The organism is Chloroflexota bacterium (assembly GCA_018825785.1).
Lineage (GTDB): Bacteria > Chloroflexota > Dehalococcoidia > JACVQG01 > JAHKAY01 > JAHKAY01.
The window spans coordinates 1-14,001 of record JAHKAY010000006.1 but is presented as its reverse complement, the minus strand read 5'-3'; the positions used below and the strand labels follow the sequence as shown (position 1 = coordinate 14,001).

General features: G+C 60.1%; 12 protein-coding genes and 1 tRNA gene. 6 read left to right on the top strand and 7 right to left on the bottom strand.

Going from position 1 to position 14,001, the window contains the following annotated elements:
* Positions 1 to 58: 58 nt before the first annotated feature.
* On the bottom strand, positions 59 to 2,365 hold the full coding sequence (locus tag KJ624_00950; GenBank protein ID MBU2008409.1) for a hypothetical protein: 2,307 nt from the start codon (positions 2,363 to 2,365) through the stop codon (positions 59 to 61).
* Between the two features lie 592 nt (positions 2,366 to 2,957).
* Here KJ624_00950 and KJ624_00945 point away from each other — a divergent pair.
* Complete coding sequence (locus KJ624_00945; protein MBU2008408.1) at positions 2,958 to 4,292, top strand: bifunctional folylpolyglutamate synthase/dihydrofolate synthase; 1,335 nt, start codon at positions 2,958 to 2,960, stop codon at positions 4,290 to 4,292.
* 76 nt (positions 4,293 to 4,368) lie between these two features.
* Here KJ624_00945 and KJ624_00940 read toward each other — a convergent pair whose 3' ends face one another.
* Positions 4,369 to 4,605, bottom strand: coding sequence for a hypothetical protein (locus tag KJ624_00940; protein ID MBU2008407.1), 237 nt, complete (start codon positions 4,603 to 4,605; stop codon positions 4,369 to 4,371).
* A gap of 153 nt (positions 4,606 to 4,758) precedes the next feature.
* Between KJ624_00940 and KJ624_00935 the strand changes: the two genes are divergently transcribed.
* Positions 4,759 to 4,831: transfer RNA gene (locus tag KJ624_00935), tRNA-Val, on the top strand.
* Here the strand turns inward: KJ624_00935 and KJ624_00930 are convergent.
* Both KJ624_00930 and KJ624_00925 read right to left on the bottom strand, forming a co-directional pair.
* Positions 4,813 to 6,366 carry a recombinase family protein gene (locus KJ624_00930; GenBank protein ID MBU2008406.1) on the bottom strand — a complete coding sequence of 518 codons (1,554 nt, stop codon included), beginning with the start codon at positions 6,364 to 6,366 and terminating at the stop codon, positions 4,813 to 4,815. The two genes, KJ624_00935 and KJ624_00930, sit on opposite strands and share 19 nt — an antisense overlap.
* A 22-nt stretch (positions 6,367 to 6,388) precedes the next feature.
* Entirely contained in the window at positions 6,389 to 7,306 is a 918-nt protein-coding gene (locus KJ624_00925; protein MBU2008405.1) for a hypothetical protein, read from the bottom strand.
* A 363-nt stretch (positions 7,307 to 7,669) separates the two neighbouring features.
* Between KJ624_00925 and KJ624_00920 the strand changes: the two genes are divergently transcribed.
* Positions 7,670 to 8,434, top strand: coding sequence for a site-specific integrase (locus KJ624_00920; protein MBU2008404.1), 765 nt, complete (start codon positions 7,670 to 7,672; stop codon positions 8,432 to 8,434).
* A gap of 373 nt (positions 8,435 to 8,807) precedes the next feature.
* Here the strand turns inward: KJ624_00920 and KJ624_00915 are convergent, their stop codons facing one another.
* Positions 8,808 to 9,299, bottom strand: coding sequence for a hypothetical protein (locus KJ624_00915; protein ID MBU2008403.1), 492 nt, complete (start codon positions 9,297 to 9,299; stop codon positions 8,808 to 8,810).
* 242 nt (positions 9,300 to 9,541) lie between these two features.
* Positions 9,542 to 10,093, bottom strand: a complete 552-nt coding sequence (locus KJ624_00910) for a DUF3224 domain-containing protein (GenBank protein MBU2008402.1) — start codon at positions 10,091 to 10,093, stop codon at positions 9,542 to 9,544.
* A gap of 747 nt (positions 10,094 to 10,840) precedes the next feature.
* Between KJ624_00910 and KJ624_00905 the strand changes: the two genes are divergently transcribed.
* Together KJ624_00905 and KJ624_00900 are read left to right on the top strand one after the other, a co-directional pair.
* Entirely contained in the window at positions 10,841 to 11,509 is a 669-nt protein-coding gene (locus KJ624_00905; GenBank protein MBU2008401.1) for a hypothetical protein, read from the top strand.
* A gap of 71 nt (positions 11,510 to 11,580) precedes the next feature.
* The gene (locus KJ624_00900; GenBank protein MBU2008400.1) at positions 11,581 to 12,813 is read left to right on the top strand and encodes a hypothetical protein; all 1,233 of its coding nucleotides are present in this window, start codon (positions 11,581 to 11,583) and stop codon (positions 12,811 to 12,813) included.
* Between the two features lie 160 nt (positions 12,814 to 12,973).
* Here KJ624_00900 and KJ624_00895 read toward each other — a convergent pair whose 3' ends face one another.
* On the bottom strand, positions 12,974 to 13,165 hold the full coding sequence (locus KJ624_00895) for a hypothetical protein (protein ID MBU2008399.1): 192 nt from the start codon (positions 13,163 to 13,165) through the stop codon (positions 12,974 to 12,976).
* 417 nt (positions 13,166 to 13,582) lie between these two features.
* On the opposite strand from KJ624_00895, the gene KJ624_00890 reads away from it, so the two are divergent.
* Positions 13,583 to 13,798: a hypothetical protein gene (locus KJ624_00890; GenBank protein MBU2008398.1), complete on the top strand. Its 216-nt coding sequence runs from the start codon at positions 13,583 to 13,585 to the stop codon at positions 13,796 to 13,798.
* The last annotated feature ends 203 nt before the right edge of the window (positions 13,799 to 14,001 follow it).

Sequence of the window (14,001 nt, the reverse complement as noted above, 5' to 3'; positions counted from 1 at the left end):
CGGCCCTGGGGTGGGGCCGCTGTGTGCGGCCCCACCCCTTCAGGCCTATCTCCTCTTCTTAGTCCAGCCAGCCGATAAGGTTCCAGCCCGGCACGAGGACATACTGGTTAGCTCCGTAGACCAGCGTAACGGCCTCCGTGCAGTTAATCCAGTAGCCCTGACCTCTTGCCAGAGCCGTCAGGTCGCTGATGGCAGGTACGGCCGGGTCATAGAGCAAATGGGCCTTGGTGGCGGCATTATAGCCCCACACCCGGGTGTACTTCCCGGCGATCCCCGCCAGGGCCGTGCCCGGGGTTATAGCCGTTGTCGTTATCGTGACCAGAGTTGTCCCCGTTACCGTACCAACCGTGACCACCACGATGGTGGGGCCCACAGGCAGGGCAGGAACGAGGACGTTCGCGGAGAAGCTGCCCACTCCGTCCGTGGCCGGGGACGGCAAGGGTAGGGCACTCAGGCCCCCGATGGTCAGGAACGCCACCTGGGAGTAGGACGGGAAGCCTGTGCCGCTAACCCTGACAGTGGAACCGGGATTCGCGCTGCTGACGGAAAGGGTTACCGCCCCCGCCGGAATGCTGTGAGTGGCCGTGGCGGTTACGGTAGTGGCCGCCGCCGTCGTGGAACTCGCCGTTACCGTGTTCTGGGTGCCAGGCGTCAACCCGGTCGGAACGACTACGGCCCCAGCAAAGTTCCCTGAGTTGTCAATCAGCCCCGTCCCGATACCCCCAGCTGCGCCGTACGAGATAAGGGCGATTCTATTGGCCGGGAAGCCCACGCCCCTTATCACTATCGAGCTGCCCATGGCGCTGCTATCAGGAGTCACGGTGATGGAGCGGGCGGCAACAGTGTAGCTCGCGGTGCCGCTGAATCCCGTGTTGTCAACAACGGTAATGGTGTAGGTGCCCGGGGTCGCGGCCGCAGACTCCACCGTCGCAATACCAGTATTGGACAGGTTGAGAGTCGTCGCAAACTGCCCCCCCGAGATGGTTACCACATTGTTGTTCCAGGGCTGTCCACCGAACTGGATGCTTCCTATCGGAATGTTGACTCCCGGGTAGCCCGACCCTGTCAGGGTCACCGTGTTGCCGATGACCCCGCTGGCGGGAGAGGCAACAATGGGAATGCCCGTCACGGTGAACTTGGTCGTGGCAGTGAGCGGAGTGGCCTGGTTGTCGCCAACTATCACATTCTTGTCACCCGCTGTGGCCTGGGGCACCACAAAGGTGAAGGTCGCGGCCCCCAGGACGTGAGCGATAGGTAGAGGAGGGATCGTAGTAGCAAGCGCTGACCCCTCAAAGGTGATGGTGGCAATATTTGGCCCCGCGGCACGGAAGTCCTGGGTCGTTACCGTTATGGTGTCGCCCGGCTTCCCCGAGGCGGGGTTCAGGGTGATCTTTGCGCTCACGGTGAACGAGGTAGTGGTAAGCGACGCCAACCCCGAACCGTCAATGACCACAAGGGTATTGGAGCCCGCGACAAAGGGCCCTACGCTGGCGGCGAAGGAGGAGGCCGTGAAGGTGCCGTCAGAGGCCACCAGACCGCTGCCCAGCGTTGACGCACGGAGGACCCGGTAGGCGTTTCCAAGGGCCCACACATTAGCCGTTCCACCTGTCAGCGTTCCTGCCAGTGTCGTGGCAGTAACGGCGGTGATTACAGCCAGCGAGCCGTCAGTGGTGTTAATGACCGTGTCACCGACAGCTACGCTCAGGGGCGATACACCAGTGCTCAGGAAGTTCTTCGTTGCGTCTGTCAGCCACGCGCCCGCGCCAGCGGTATCGGTGCCGGAAGTGACCTGAAGCCTCACGTTAGCCGTGGTTGCCGGCGCAAAGCCTTTCCCGGAGACCGCGGTGCTGGTGCCGCGGACGCCCGAGGAGGGGCTGCGGCTCAGGGTCCGTACAATGGTGTAGGCCGCAGAGTTTACCGCAGACTCAGTCCCCGTGGCCACGCTTAACGTGGCGGTGGTCGTTCCCAGATTGGGGTTCAGAATCCCCGCTAGCTGGGAGAAGACGATGGTGGGGCTGGCTCCAAGGGCGATTGCCACAGGGGGCTGCATGGTGACTGCCCTGCCTACCACGCTTGGGTCCAGGGTCAGTAACACGCCGTTAATGGATATGCTGTTCTTGGAGATTGTGGCCGGCACCGTCGTGCCGCTGGGGAAAGTTACGGTGATTGTGCCCCCCAGCCCCACACCGTCGGCAGTCGTGAAGCCGATGGTGTACTGTGCATTGTCTGAGACAGTGTTGGGGGTGGGAGCGGCCGTTACGGCCGTGACAGCGGCCGAGGCCGGGGCGGCCATGATGGGCACCAGCCCCACAACCAGGGCCAGGGCCATGGCCAGCTTAAAGAGCCTTGGGAATTTTCCTTTCACTTAACCTCCTTGATTTAAATACCCTTCTTAAACGCACTGCGCCCCAGATAAAGCTTAGCTCTACCCGGGGCTACCCAAATGATTCCCTTTTCACATCTGGCCCTCCTTTCTTGTCGAGCCTAAGCGGGATGATAACATACCCACCCCACTTGTCAAGCCCTTTTGACGACTTTTTTAAAAGATTCTTAAAAACTTCTAGGCTGCTCTTCAGGGCAGATGTGCTATTAAGTTGTCCAGGCCTGCTTTCCGGTCAGCCTCCCTTTCAGGACCCTTTCCCCGGGGCAATAAACAACACACGCCCCGCATGTCCGGGGTCCAGCTAGAAAATATTCAACTGTCATCTATCATACCCTTTTCTCACCTTTTGTCAATACCCCCTCCGGGAGGGAGGACGAAAGTCCTGCTCCGCCTATCCCGCGGGGGCCAAAACCAGATTCTTCGCTCCGCTCAGAATGACAGGGCTGCTTGTCACCCTGACAGAACTGTTTGTCACCCTGAGCGCAGCGAAGGGTCTCAGGGTTACTTATTCATCATTGGGCTTGGTTGCCCCTGGGCATTTCTAGAAAGTTCTAGAAAATTGTAATATATCTTTATGACCTATCGGCAGGCTGTGGAGTTCCTCCTCGGCTTTACCGATTATGAGAAGCTCCCCAGCTTTCTCTATTCCCCGGCGGACTTTGACCTGGGGAGGATGAGGGGGCTTATGGCCCGGCTGGGGGACCCGCACCGGGCCCTCCCCACCGTCCACATCGCCGGCACCAAGGGGAAGGGGAGCACCGCCGCCATGGTGGCCTGGGGGCTCGCTTTCTCGGGCTACCGCACGGGGCTTTACACCTCCCCCCACCTCCACCACATCCGGGAGAGGATAAGGGTGGACGGCCGGCCCATCTCCCCCAGGAACTTCTCCCTGGGGGTGGGGAGGCTGAAGGTGGCGATAGAAGGAATGGAGTACAGAGATAAGCTCACCACTTTTGAGCTCCTCACCGCCCTGGCCCTGGACCACTTTGCCCGGAAGGGTGTGGAGGTCCAGGTGCTGGAGGTGGGGCTGGGGGGGAGGCTGGACGCCACCAACATCGTGGAGCCCCTGGTGGCCGTCGTCACCTCCCTCAGCCTGGACCATACCGCCCTGCTGGGAACAAAGGTAGAGGACATCGCCCGGGAGAAGGGGGGCATCATCAAGCCGGGGGCCACGGTGGTCAGCGCCCCTCAGCCGCCGGCGGCACTGAGGGTCCTTGAGGGAATATGTCGGGAGAGGGGGGCAAGCCTTACCCTGGTGGGCCGGGATATCACCTGGGGGGGGGGAGAGGCCAGCCTGCGGGGCCAGGCCCTGGAGGTCTTGGGGCGGAGAGGGAGATACCAGCTCTTTATCCCCCTCCTGGGGGCCCACCAGCAGGAGAACGCGGCCACAGCGGTGGCGGTGCTCGAGGCCCTCACGCCCCACTTCCCGCGCATAACGGCCGAGAGCCTGGCCCGGGGAATGGCAGAGGTATCCTGGCCGGGGCGGCTCCAGGTCCTCCAGGAGGCACCCCTGGTGGTGGTGGACGGGGCCCACAACGCCGACTCCGCCGGCAGGCTGAGGGAGGCGGTCCTGGCCCTCTTCCCCGGCCGCCGGCCTGTCCTGGTCTTCGGCACCTCGGTGGACAAGGACATAGAAGGCATGGCACGGGAGCTGTCCCCTCTGGGGGCCAGGGTTCTGGTGGCCGCCTCCCGCCACCCCCGGGCGGCCGCCACGGAAAAGGTTGCCGGGGTCTGGGAGAAATATCAGGCCTGCGAGGGCTTCCCCTCGGTGCCACGGGCACTGGAGGAAGCCCTGGCCCGGGCCCTGCCCACCGACCTCATCCTGGCCACGGGCTCCCTCTTTGTAGTGGCCGAGGCCGTAGAATACCTCCGGAGGAAAAAGGGGGCTAGTGCCGAGCCGGGTTATTAGGGCATCATTTGTAGGTGCGGGGGGCGAAGCCCCCACCGGCGGTCTGGGGGGTGTCCCCCAGATGCTCCTCCTTACCCTAGCCAGCCTGTGGTAGGAAGAGGGCCAGGAGGCGCTGGCCGGCCATGGTATGACTACACTGGCCCCACTGGGAGAAAAAGGGGCAGGAACAGTTCCAGGCCCCCTCCTCATAGCGCAAGGTGTAGGCATCATGCTCCCCCTGGAAGCGGGCCCGGAAGGAGTCCAGGGAGAGCCTATGGGGCTCCTGGGCATATCTCTTCGCCTTTTCAATCTTGCCTATAAGGGCCGACCGCAAGGCTCACCTCCTTTCCCAAAAAAAGGGATGGTCTCTCTTGGGACCATCCTCGTAGTATCTCCTCTCACTGGGAGCTATTGTAGGCCCTGGGCCAGCTTTTTCAAGTCCCCAGAGGGTTGAAAACTTGTCGGGGGCCGTATAGAATTCCAGAAGGGGCGGTTAGCTCAGCGGTTAGAGCGCGGCGTTGACATCGCCGAGGCCATAGGTTCAAGTCCTATACCGCCCACTGTACTGTACGGTAGGTAGAACTCCCTCTTTTTGAATGATTAGGTTTTCCGGCAACACCGGCATCGTATAGTTCATTACCGCCTTGTTGCCCATCACCTGGACCTCCTTCACAAAACTCCGGATGAAGGTCCTTCGTTCAGCCAGTGTGCCTTCACTGAGTAACACATACAGGTCGCTAAGAGAGCCCGTTATACTTTTCAGGTCGGCAAGGTCCACCTTCCTGTCGGACATCTGGTTTTCAATTGTGATTCTCCTCGCCTGTAGCTGCGCCTGACGGCTCCTTAGCTCACGAATCCTGATCACGAGGTCGTCCACGGTCACTTTGCCTGATTCGATAGCATCATATAACCGTTCCAAGCGATGATCGACATCGGTAGACGCTCCCGATATCAGGTCTAATTCGTCCCGCAACGACTTCATTTGAAGGTCCGTCTCTTCGTTGACCAGGCGTACCAGTTCCTCGAGATTCTCCCTGGTGAGGATTCGCTTCTTGATCCGGTCAATAACCAACGCTTCGAACTGGTTCGCATTCACGTAGTGTGCCGGACATGACCCAGCCCCTTTCTTGTCCAGGGTGCCGCAGGCATAGTAGGCAAACTTGCCGCTCTTGGCATACCTGCCAACCAGGGCTTTCCCGCAGTAGCCGCACTTCGCCAGCCCGCTGAAGAGAAATGGACTTGCCACTCTCTTCGGGTGTTGATGGATCGGAGCCCTTTCTTTCATGAGGCTCTGCACTTCGGTGAACGTGGCCCTCTCTATCAGCGCAGCGCAGACATTCTCGGTACGGACCGGCGGTAGTCCACGTTTGCTGTTCTTTCCCCAGACAAACACGCCGGTGCATATCTCGTTGGTCAGTATGCCGTACACCCCCGTTTTGCTCCACCCCTTCCCGGTTGGACCGGGAATTCTCCTTGCATTTAGATCCCGTACCATATCCGTCAGTCCCTTGCCATCGCATACTGCTTCGAACATGCCTTTCACCACCGCGACTTGATTGGGGTCAGGCTCGAGTCTGGTCCGCTCTCTGTTCCCGTCCAGTACTCGTACTTTTCGGTAGCCGTAAGGCGGTCGGCTTGATAGATAGAAGCCTCTGCCCGCGCTCTCTCTCATCCCCCTGGTGACTTCTTCCCCCAGGTTATCGGAGTAGAATTCGTCCAGACTCTCAATGATGCCCTCCAGCAGCCGGCCGGTCGGCGTGTCATCAAACGGTTCGTTGATCGAGATGACCGTTACTCCGGCCTTCTTGAGCATTGCTTTGTAGAGGATAGAGTCCTCACGGCTGCGAGCGAATCGCGAGTACTTCCAGACCAATATCTGCTCAAACGGCTTATCCGGGCGCCGGGCCAGGAAAATCATCTCCCGAAACGACGGGCGGGCTGTCGTTCTGCCAGTCTCGGCCTCATCGACAAATTCCCTCGCTACCCGGTGGCCATTTTTCGCGGCGTACTCTCTCAATGCCCTCAATTGGGCAGATATAGACAGGTCTGTGTCCTGTTTCTCCGACGATACCCGGGCATAAAGCGCGACTTCCATAGGTGGTTCTCCTCCTCCCTCTTTACCTGATTCCCAAACGTCTGCAGACCCGGCAGCTTCCGGGAAGCATGTGGAGCAATGCTATCTCATCGATAGTGCGCCTGGTTCTATCGGTGACTTCCTGCAGCCTGCTATGGGACGTTCCCACTCTATCAACTTCGGAAGACCTGTAGATTGATTCCAAAGCCTGAAGTAGTTCCCTACGGCATTCATCCGCCCCCAGGGGGGCGTAGGCGAGCGGGGTGCCCCCGACCCCGTTTCTCACATATCCGTCCGCTCCTGCCATCATGCGCCCTTCCAGGTTGGTCCCATCAATTCTCCCCAACGATCGAGCCGTTGCCACCTCATAGAAGAGCTGTACAGCCTCGGGATAGACACGCCCGGTCTCGTCGCCCTGTGAAACCTCATCACCGATGTCCAGATCGGTTTTGTCTTTAATGAACCTGGCAACCGCCGACTTCAGATCAACCTTCGCCTGGATATGGGTGAGCACCGCCTCTTTCCATTCTTTGTAGCTTTTCCAAACCTTATCTCCCTTCAGGTGCTGCTGGATCAACTCCCAGGCGACTGTTTCTTCTGCGGGTACATCGAGCAGCAGACCTCCGCTGTTGCCTGCCCTCACTCTTGCCCGCGTCAAAGAGATGGGTAACATGCTTCCGTTTCTTTCGGTCCGAATCTCCAGATTATCCGCCGGCATAGCCATCATGAGACGCATCTCATCCAACACCATCAACAAGTGGTCCTTATGGCCCCTTAATGCGTCCTTGACAAGCTCAATCTGCGCTGCAATCGCATTGCGATCCCGCCGGGCCTCCTCAATCCCTTTCTTCACCGTCCTGTAGTCACACTTGGCGTAGTTTGCGATCGACTTCTCGCTTTTGCCACTTTCAAATAGGTCGAGCCACTTCGCCTTCTGATGAGGTAAGTAAGTTCTTGGCATTCTCATCTCCCTACCATTGTAGTATCTAACACCTCTTGCTGTTGTATGTTACTGCATTATTAAGCACATGTCAATAGTGTATGATTGAGTGTACGTGCTTTGCCAGCCATTGGCTTTCGGCTTAGAATCAAAATGTGAGACGGTCCCGCTATTCAGACCGCGCAGACAGACCAGAACAGGGTTCGGTTTTTTCGCCTCATGCCTGTCTCCCCGGTTTGAGAATCCTGGCGAAGATTATCGCACGTAGGCGGGTGAGGGAATCAGCCGCAAAACAGGAGCGCAAAGCCGGGGCTCCATCGTCCCAGGGAATGCTGGACACAGTCAAACCTTCCCCCTCAGATTCGCAGTGGCCATGGCCACCCGATGCCCGGGAGGGCATCCACCGTGAAGGCTAGGTGTCCCATCCCGGAACCCAAGGCTTACCTAGACCCGGAAGAGGTTGAAAAACTGATAGCTGCTGCCTGCACTCTCAGGGACCGGCTACTCATCCGCGTCCTTTCACGTCTCGGGTGCCGTATCTCGGAGGCCCTTGCCCTCAAGGTGGAAGATATCAACTTTGTCCAGGGTACCGTCATCATAGAGCACCTCAAGGCCCGAGTAAGGCTTTCCTGCCCCCGATGTAACGCCGGGCTGGGGAGAACCCACGCTTTCTGCCCTAAGTGTGGTGCCAGGGTGGAAGAGGCCCAGGCAAGAGAACAGAAGCACCGCAGAATGAGGACCCTCCCCATCGACAAGGAGACCCTGAACATGCTCCGGGACTATGTCGGGCAGGGCGATCAGGCAACCAAGAACGGGAGGAACCTATTTTTCGGGATAGGTCGCGGCCAGGCGTGGCGGGTCGTGAGGGAGGCTGCCCGTAGGGCGGGACTGCCTCCCATGGTGAACCCGGCGACGGGCAGGGCTCTTGGCGCGAGCCCCCACCGCCTCAGGGACGCCTTTGCCGTCCACGCAGTGAAGGTGGATGATTCTGGCGACGGGCTGAGGCTTCTGCAAGAGCACTTGGGGCACGCATCCTTCAACACCACCGCCAGGTACCGCAAAGTCAGCGGGCGTGAGCATCGGGAGTGGTATCGGAAGCTGTGTGGTCAGCTTCCGGCTCGTGATGCCCCCGACAGCGGTGAAGGATGACCCTACCTTGAGACTCAACTGGGCGGCTTCCGCCCTTTCGGCACCGCCCTATCAGCGACTTCCTGGCTGGGCAAGACCTGAAATGTGGGACGGAGCGCGTTGCCCGGCCTTGGGGAACATTTTGTCCGTCTGTTGCACATTTGGCGGCCTGACCCGGGCGCCCGCATCAGGGAACGGGTCGTGGGGCGTCGGGCCCCCCCAGGTGAGCCAGAACAGGAGGGAGAACAACTCATCACGGAGCGTCTGGTAGCTGGTCTGTTCCCCGCATTTCCTCCGCCCCGGACGGCTAAGCTCCCGCCCTTTAGTGTGGCGGGAGCTTGCCCAAGACGACAGTTAGAGCCTTCGCCGTTGGCTGTGCGGTGTCGGCTACGTCCTAGTATGCGATTGTGCCAGCTCCCGCAGTGCCGCCAGGTACGGTCCAAAAATCAGCCATTTTCTTTACACCCGCAAGGCCTCCGGTACCATGCGTGTACACAGCCTTGCCTGTGAGTTGGGTAAGACCTGTAATCTTTGCCTCACCAGTGCCCGAGATGGTTCCCGTTCCAAGGCCAAGCGACCCTCCAACAGTAATTGTGATAGTCGCCTTGGCGAGGTAGGTTCCCTCTCCCGTCAGGAGGCTATACCTCCGGTCCATTGTGGCCTCAAAGGTCCCAGTGCCTAGCTGGGGGCTGGAATATACTCCTCTCACCTGACGGCCGTCGGTGTGTATGATATTGCCCTCTGTCCAGACTTTGCCAGGGTCGAGCTGAACAAGCCCTGTGATGTTGAACGTCATAGGTACCTTTGTTACCGCCATAGCTGGTGACATTGGCACAATGAGGAGAGCCAGTACTGCCAAGACTGCCAGTAGGACCTTCTTCTTCATTTTCATTCCTCCTTCAATTCTTCCCTTTGGAGTGGTCTTCTGCCACCACACCCGTCTTCCGCCGCAGTTTCCCTACCCTCTATCTCCCCGTTTCTCCCAACTTCTGCTTACCCTGCTCTCGCCCCCTTTCCCGGCCTGACAGGGTTCTGTGCTATGCCCCAGACAAGCCTCTGGGCGCTGCCGGCAGCTTGCCTTCTCTTGCCTATCGGCTCTGCATTCGGTTTGTGCCCGACCTCGCGACCTCAAGGGGTGGGGAGGGTGAACGACCAGTTGGCGTCACCTACATAGGGGCCGGTCCCAGGACCCGTGAGATTGGAGACTCCGTAACCGGTTATGCCCTCGAGGCCACCGCTACCGCTGCCTTCCACCACCGTATACCTGGAGTTGATCACCCAGAGATTCGAGTTTGTCTTGTCGGTCACTAGACTGCCAAAGAATGTCATGGCTCCTGGTTTCGAGTCGCCCACCGTGCCCCAGAAGGTTCCTTGGGCAAATGCCCTTGTCATTTTGGTGTTCAGGTCGTCCGTGCCCGTCAGCAGGACGGTCCCGTATCCTTTCATGACGCCTGTGTATTGCGATACAAGATGTCGAGTCAGGATTTGATAGTCAACCACACCATCAGGCGGGGTACTGAAATCTACGGAACGGTCAGCTATGTTGGGCAACGCCGCCTTGCTTATTTGCTCTACTGGACCGCTTATGGTCCTGCCTGCAGGCACCAAGCAGGCCGCGAGCAAGAGGCCAGAGACAACCAGAACAACCGCAACAAGACCAAGAAGAATCTTTGTACGCATTTTCTACCTCCTCTTTTTGTCAGTCCACCTGAGGATGAGCCGCTTTCTCTTTCCGCCTGTTTCTCACCCCCTTTCTCTGCAGGGTGGCGGTTGGCTTCCGCATTCTCTGGCGGCAAGTTCAAATAGCAGGCCTGCCCTACTCTTTCCCCTGGCGTTTCTTCTTACGCATGCTTACCCTCAGCTTTCCTCTCTGCTGGTTGAACTCCGCTGTTCCACACATTAAACTAAGAGGCAGACGGGCTGAGAAAGAATAGGCTCAAATTATGGTCAATTTATGATCAAGTTATGAGACAGTTTCGCCGCAAGTTTGCTCCAGACTGGGTTAGGACCGATGTCACGAACGAGGAAAGGGCGGCAGTGTGGGAGCTGGTGGCAGGCGGCCACAGCATCGCCCGAGTTCGGCAGAAGCTAGAGCTTCGGGGAATATACCTGAATAGGGTCACCATCTCCAAGATAATTCAGGAGGCGATCGGCGAGCCAGGCATTCCGGCTGAACTGGTGAGAACTCAGAAGCCAGCAGTCCAAGAGTGGATCATTTCCAAGCGGCCCCACATCCGTGAGGCCCTGTTAGGTGCTCCTGCTGGAGAGACCCCGCAGCCTGAGCGGGGAGGCGGTGTAGAGCCAACGAAGCCAATCGTAGGAGCCCGGGTAGAACCTGTTGCCACTGTGGAACCGATCCGTGAAAGGGGCCCTGGACGATATAGGTGGCTCAGGCTAGCCGGGATAGGGTCGGTAGTCATCGCCCTGATGGTCGTGGGCGTCTACCTATGGTCATCGCCTCGACCCAAGCCTGCACCCCAGTCTCCCACCGCAACATCCACCCAGCCTTCCGCTACAACACCTGCCCAGTCTCCCGCCACAACACCCGCAGCCTTCATCGCGGGCAATATTGTTACGGTGGCGGGCAGCCCTCTCCCCATTGGCGATGGCGGCCCGGCGACGGCGGCACAGCTCAGCGGTCCGGTGGGCCTCGCCCTTGACTCTGGTAGCCTCTACATCGCCGACGGCGGCAACAACCGCGTCCGCAGGGTGGACCTTGCGACGGGGACCATCACCACCTTCGCCGGGACAGGGGAGGGGGGCTACGGGGGCGATGGCGGCCCGGCCACGGCAGCGCAGCTAAGCAGCCCCAGAGGCCTCGCCGTTGACTCGGGGAACCTCTATGTCGCCGACAGTGGCAACAACCGTATCCGCAGGGTGGACCTGGCGACGGGGACCATCACCACCTTCGCTGGGACAGGGGAGGGGGGCCACGGGGGCGATGGCGGCCCGGCCACGGCAGCGCAGCTAAGCAGCCCCAGAGGCCTCGCCCTTGACTCGGGGAACCTCTATGTCGCCGACAGTGGCAACAACCGTATCCGCAGGGTCAACCTGTCGGCGAGGACCATCACCACCTTTGCCGGAAACGAGCGGTAGGCTCCGGGGGCGATGGCGGGCCGGCGACGGCAGCGCAGCTCAACGATCCTAGAAGCCTCGCCGTTGACTCGGTGAGCCTCTACATCGGCGACAGGGGCAACCACCGTGTCCGCATGGTCAACCTGGCGACGGGCACCATCACCACCTTTGCCGGGACCGGGGTGGGGGGCTTCGCGGGCGATGGTGGCCCGGCTACGGCAGCGCAGCTCACCCTTCCTGTTGGCGTCGCCTCTGGCTCGGGGTACCTCTACATAACCGAGTTCGCCGGCAACCGCGTCCGCAGGGTCGACCTGGCGACGGGCACCATCACCACCTTTGCCGGGGGCACCACCGTCCCCACAGGCGATGGCGGCCCGGCTATGGAAGCGCAGCTCAGCGGTCCTTATGGCGTCGCCGTTGACTCGGGGAACCTCTACATCGCCGACACAGCCAACAACCGCGTCCGCAGGGTCAACCTGGCGGCGGGGACCATCACCACCGTTGCCGGCAACGGGACCTCGGGTTTCGGGGGCGATGGCGGCCCGGCGACAGCGGCACAACTCAGCGGTCCTAGAAGCGCTGCCCTTGGCTCGGGGAACCTTTACATCGCCGACAGCGGCAACAACCGCGTCCGCAGGGTGGACTTGGCGACGGGGACCATCACGACCTTAGCCGGGAACGGGGCGGTAGGCTCCGGGGGCGATGGCGGGCCAGCGACGGCGGCACAGCTCAACAATCCCATAGGCCTCGCCCTTGGCTCGGGGAACCTCTACATCGCCGACAGCGGCAACAACCGCGTCCGCAGGGTGGACCTGGCGACGGGGACCATCTCCATCTTTGCCGGGAGCGGGACCGCGGGCTTCGGGGGCGATGGGGGTCCGGCGACCGCGGCGCAGCTCAACAATCCCAATGCCCTCACCCTTGACTCGGCTAACCTTTACATCAGCGAAGGCATCGGCAACCGCATCCGCAGGGTGGACCTGGCGACAGGGACCATGACAACCTTTGCCGGGACCGGGGCGGGGGGCTTTGCGGGCGATGGGGGCCCGGCTACGGCAGCACAGCTCAACACTCCCATTGGCCTCGCCGTTGACTCGGCGAACCTCTACATTGGCGACAGCCAGAACAACCGCGTCCGCAGGGTGGACTTGGCAACAGGGACCATCACCAGCCTGGCCGGGACCGGGGTGGGGGGCTTCGTGGGCGATGGGGGCCCGGCCGCGGCGGCACAGCTCAACTTTCCTTGTGGTCTCGCCGTTGGCTCGGGGAACCTCTACATCGCTGAAAGGAGCAACAACCGCATCAGGCGGGTAGACCTTAGATAGGCCCATTGCTCCCCATCGTCATGGGGACCTCTCTCTAGTGAGACGAAATGGACTTCTGTTCAATCTGCAGTTCAACCAGACGATAAGAAACTAGCGTGAATTCAGGTATCCAGAATCTTTCGCGCCGCGGAACTTGCCAGTGAATGGAAAGAGTGGCACCTCATTTCGGCGGTTGACCACCACCAGGGGGCGACCGCCGGATCCTCTCCACGGCTTCTCTAATGGACTCCCTCGTTGTATAGCGGCCAAAGGTGAGGCAAAGCTCTCCAAACCTCCTGATGTAGACAAATTCCACATCCTCAAAGGCCACGAACCCGTCTGCCTCTTGCTCTTCGGTGAGAACCCCTTTCACAGGCCACATATTCCCTTTCGGCACCCAAGACCCGACTCGTGATGAGTCAAGGCGTCCCCAAGGCGACCTCTTCTAGGCACAACATACTCCCTGACACCGCCCTGGCATCACCGACATTCATTATGCAGGGTTCTTGGTGCAACACCCATCCCCAAAAAGGGGGGAGGCTCATGGGACTTTCGGCCCTCCCCCCGCCCCAAGCTTCTACGCCTGCTCCCGCGAGATTCAGGGGCTCGGGCTTGTAGGGCCCCAGTTCCCTTACCCCAGTGACCTTGCCCAGTTCATGGCCCAACTGGGTCTGTGTTGCTGTCGGCGGAATGCAGGTAGTGGTCGGACTGCGATATAGAGCTTGACAAAAGGTTCCCCATGTGGGCAAACTAGAGTGTCGCACTGAGGAGGTGTAAGATGAGACTTCATTTGGTCCAGGCGTTTATCAGCAAAGTGTTCGCCGATGACAAGTTTAAAGAGCGGTTTGCTTCTTCTCCTGATGCGGCGTTTTCTGAGTTTGGCTTGAATAAGGACGAAGGGGATGCGGTGCTAGCTGCTCAGAGGAAGCTGGGATGGGGAGCAAAGGGAGGGCCCCTCGAAGCCGAGCCCATCCCTGCTGGGAGCTGGTTGGTAATAGCGCCCTAGTGACCCCAGGACTGGCCGTGGCGGCAAGGTGGCTTTCTCCCACTATGTTGCCCTGCTTAGGCGGGAAGTAACGGACCTTCTCTATTCCAGTGTTCCCGGTGGAGATTTTGGAGAATTCCTTGAACAAGCACTCTGTCAACCGGGCAGGAGCCTCAGCGAAGGGAGCACAATTCCGGGTTCGGTCTCCTGCTTGCTCGTGTGCG

What these genes read in the sequence shown, in the direction of transcription:
- KJ624_00945 (MBU2008408.1), top strand. Translation starts at nt 2,958, where the DNA reads ATGACCTATCGGCAGGCTGTGGAGTTCCTCCTCGGCTTTACCGATTAT.
- KJ624_00930 (MBU2008406.1), bottom strand. Translation starts at nt 6,366, where the DNA reads ATGGAAGTCGCGCTTTATGCCCGGGTATCGTCGGAGAAACAGGACACA.
- KJ624_00925 (MBU2008405.1), bottom strand. Translation starts at nt 7,306, where the DNA reads ATGCCAAGAACTTACTTACCTCATCAGAAGGCGAAGTGGCTCGACCTA.
- KJ624_00920 (MBU2008404.1), top strand. Translation starts at nt 7,670, where the DNA reads ATGCCCGGGAGGGCATCCACCGTGAAGGCTAGGTGTCCCATCCCGGAA.
- KJ624_00915 (MBU2008403.1), bottom strand. Translation starts at nt 9,299, where the DNA reads ATGAAGAAGAAGGTCCTACTGGCAGTCTTGGCAGTACTGGCTCTCCTC.
- KJ624_00910 (MBU2008402.1), bottom strand. Translation starts at nt 10,093, where the DNA reads ATGCGTACAAAGATTCTTCTTGGTCTTGTTGCGGTTGTTCTGGTTGTC.
- KJ624_00905 (MBU2008401.1), top strand. Translation starts at nt 10,841, where the DNA reads ATGGTCGTGGGCGTCTACCTATGGTCATCGCCTCGACCCAAGCCTGCA.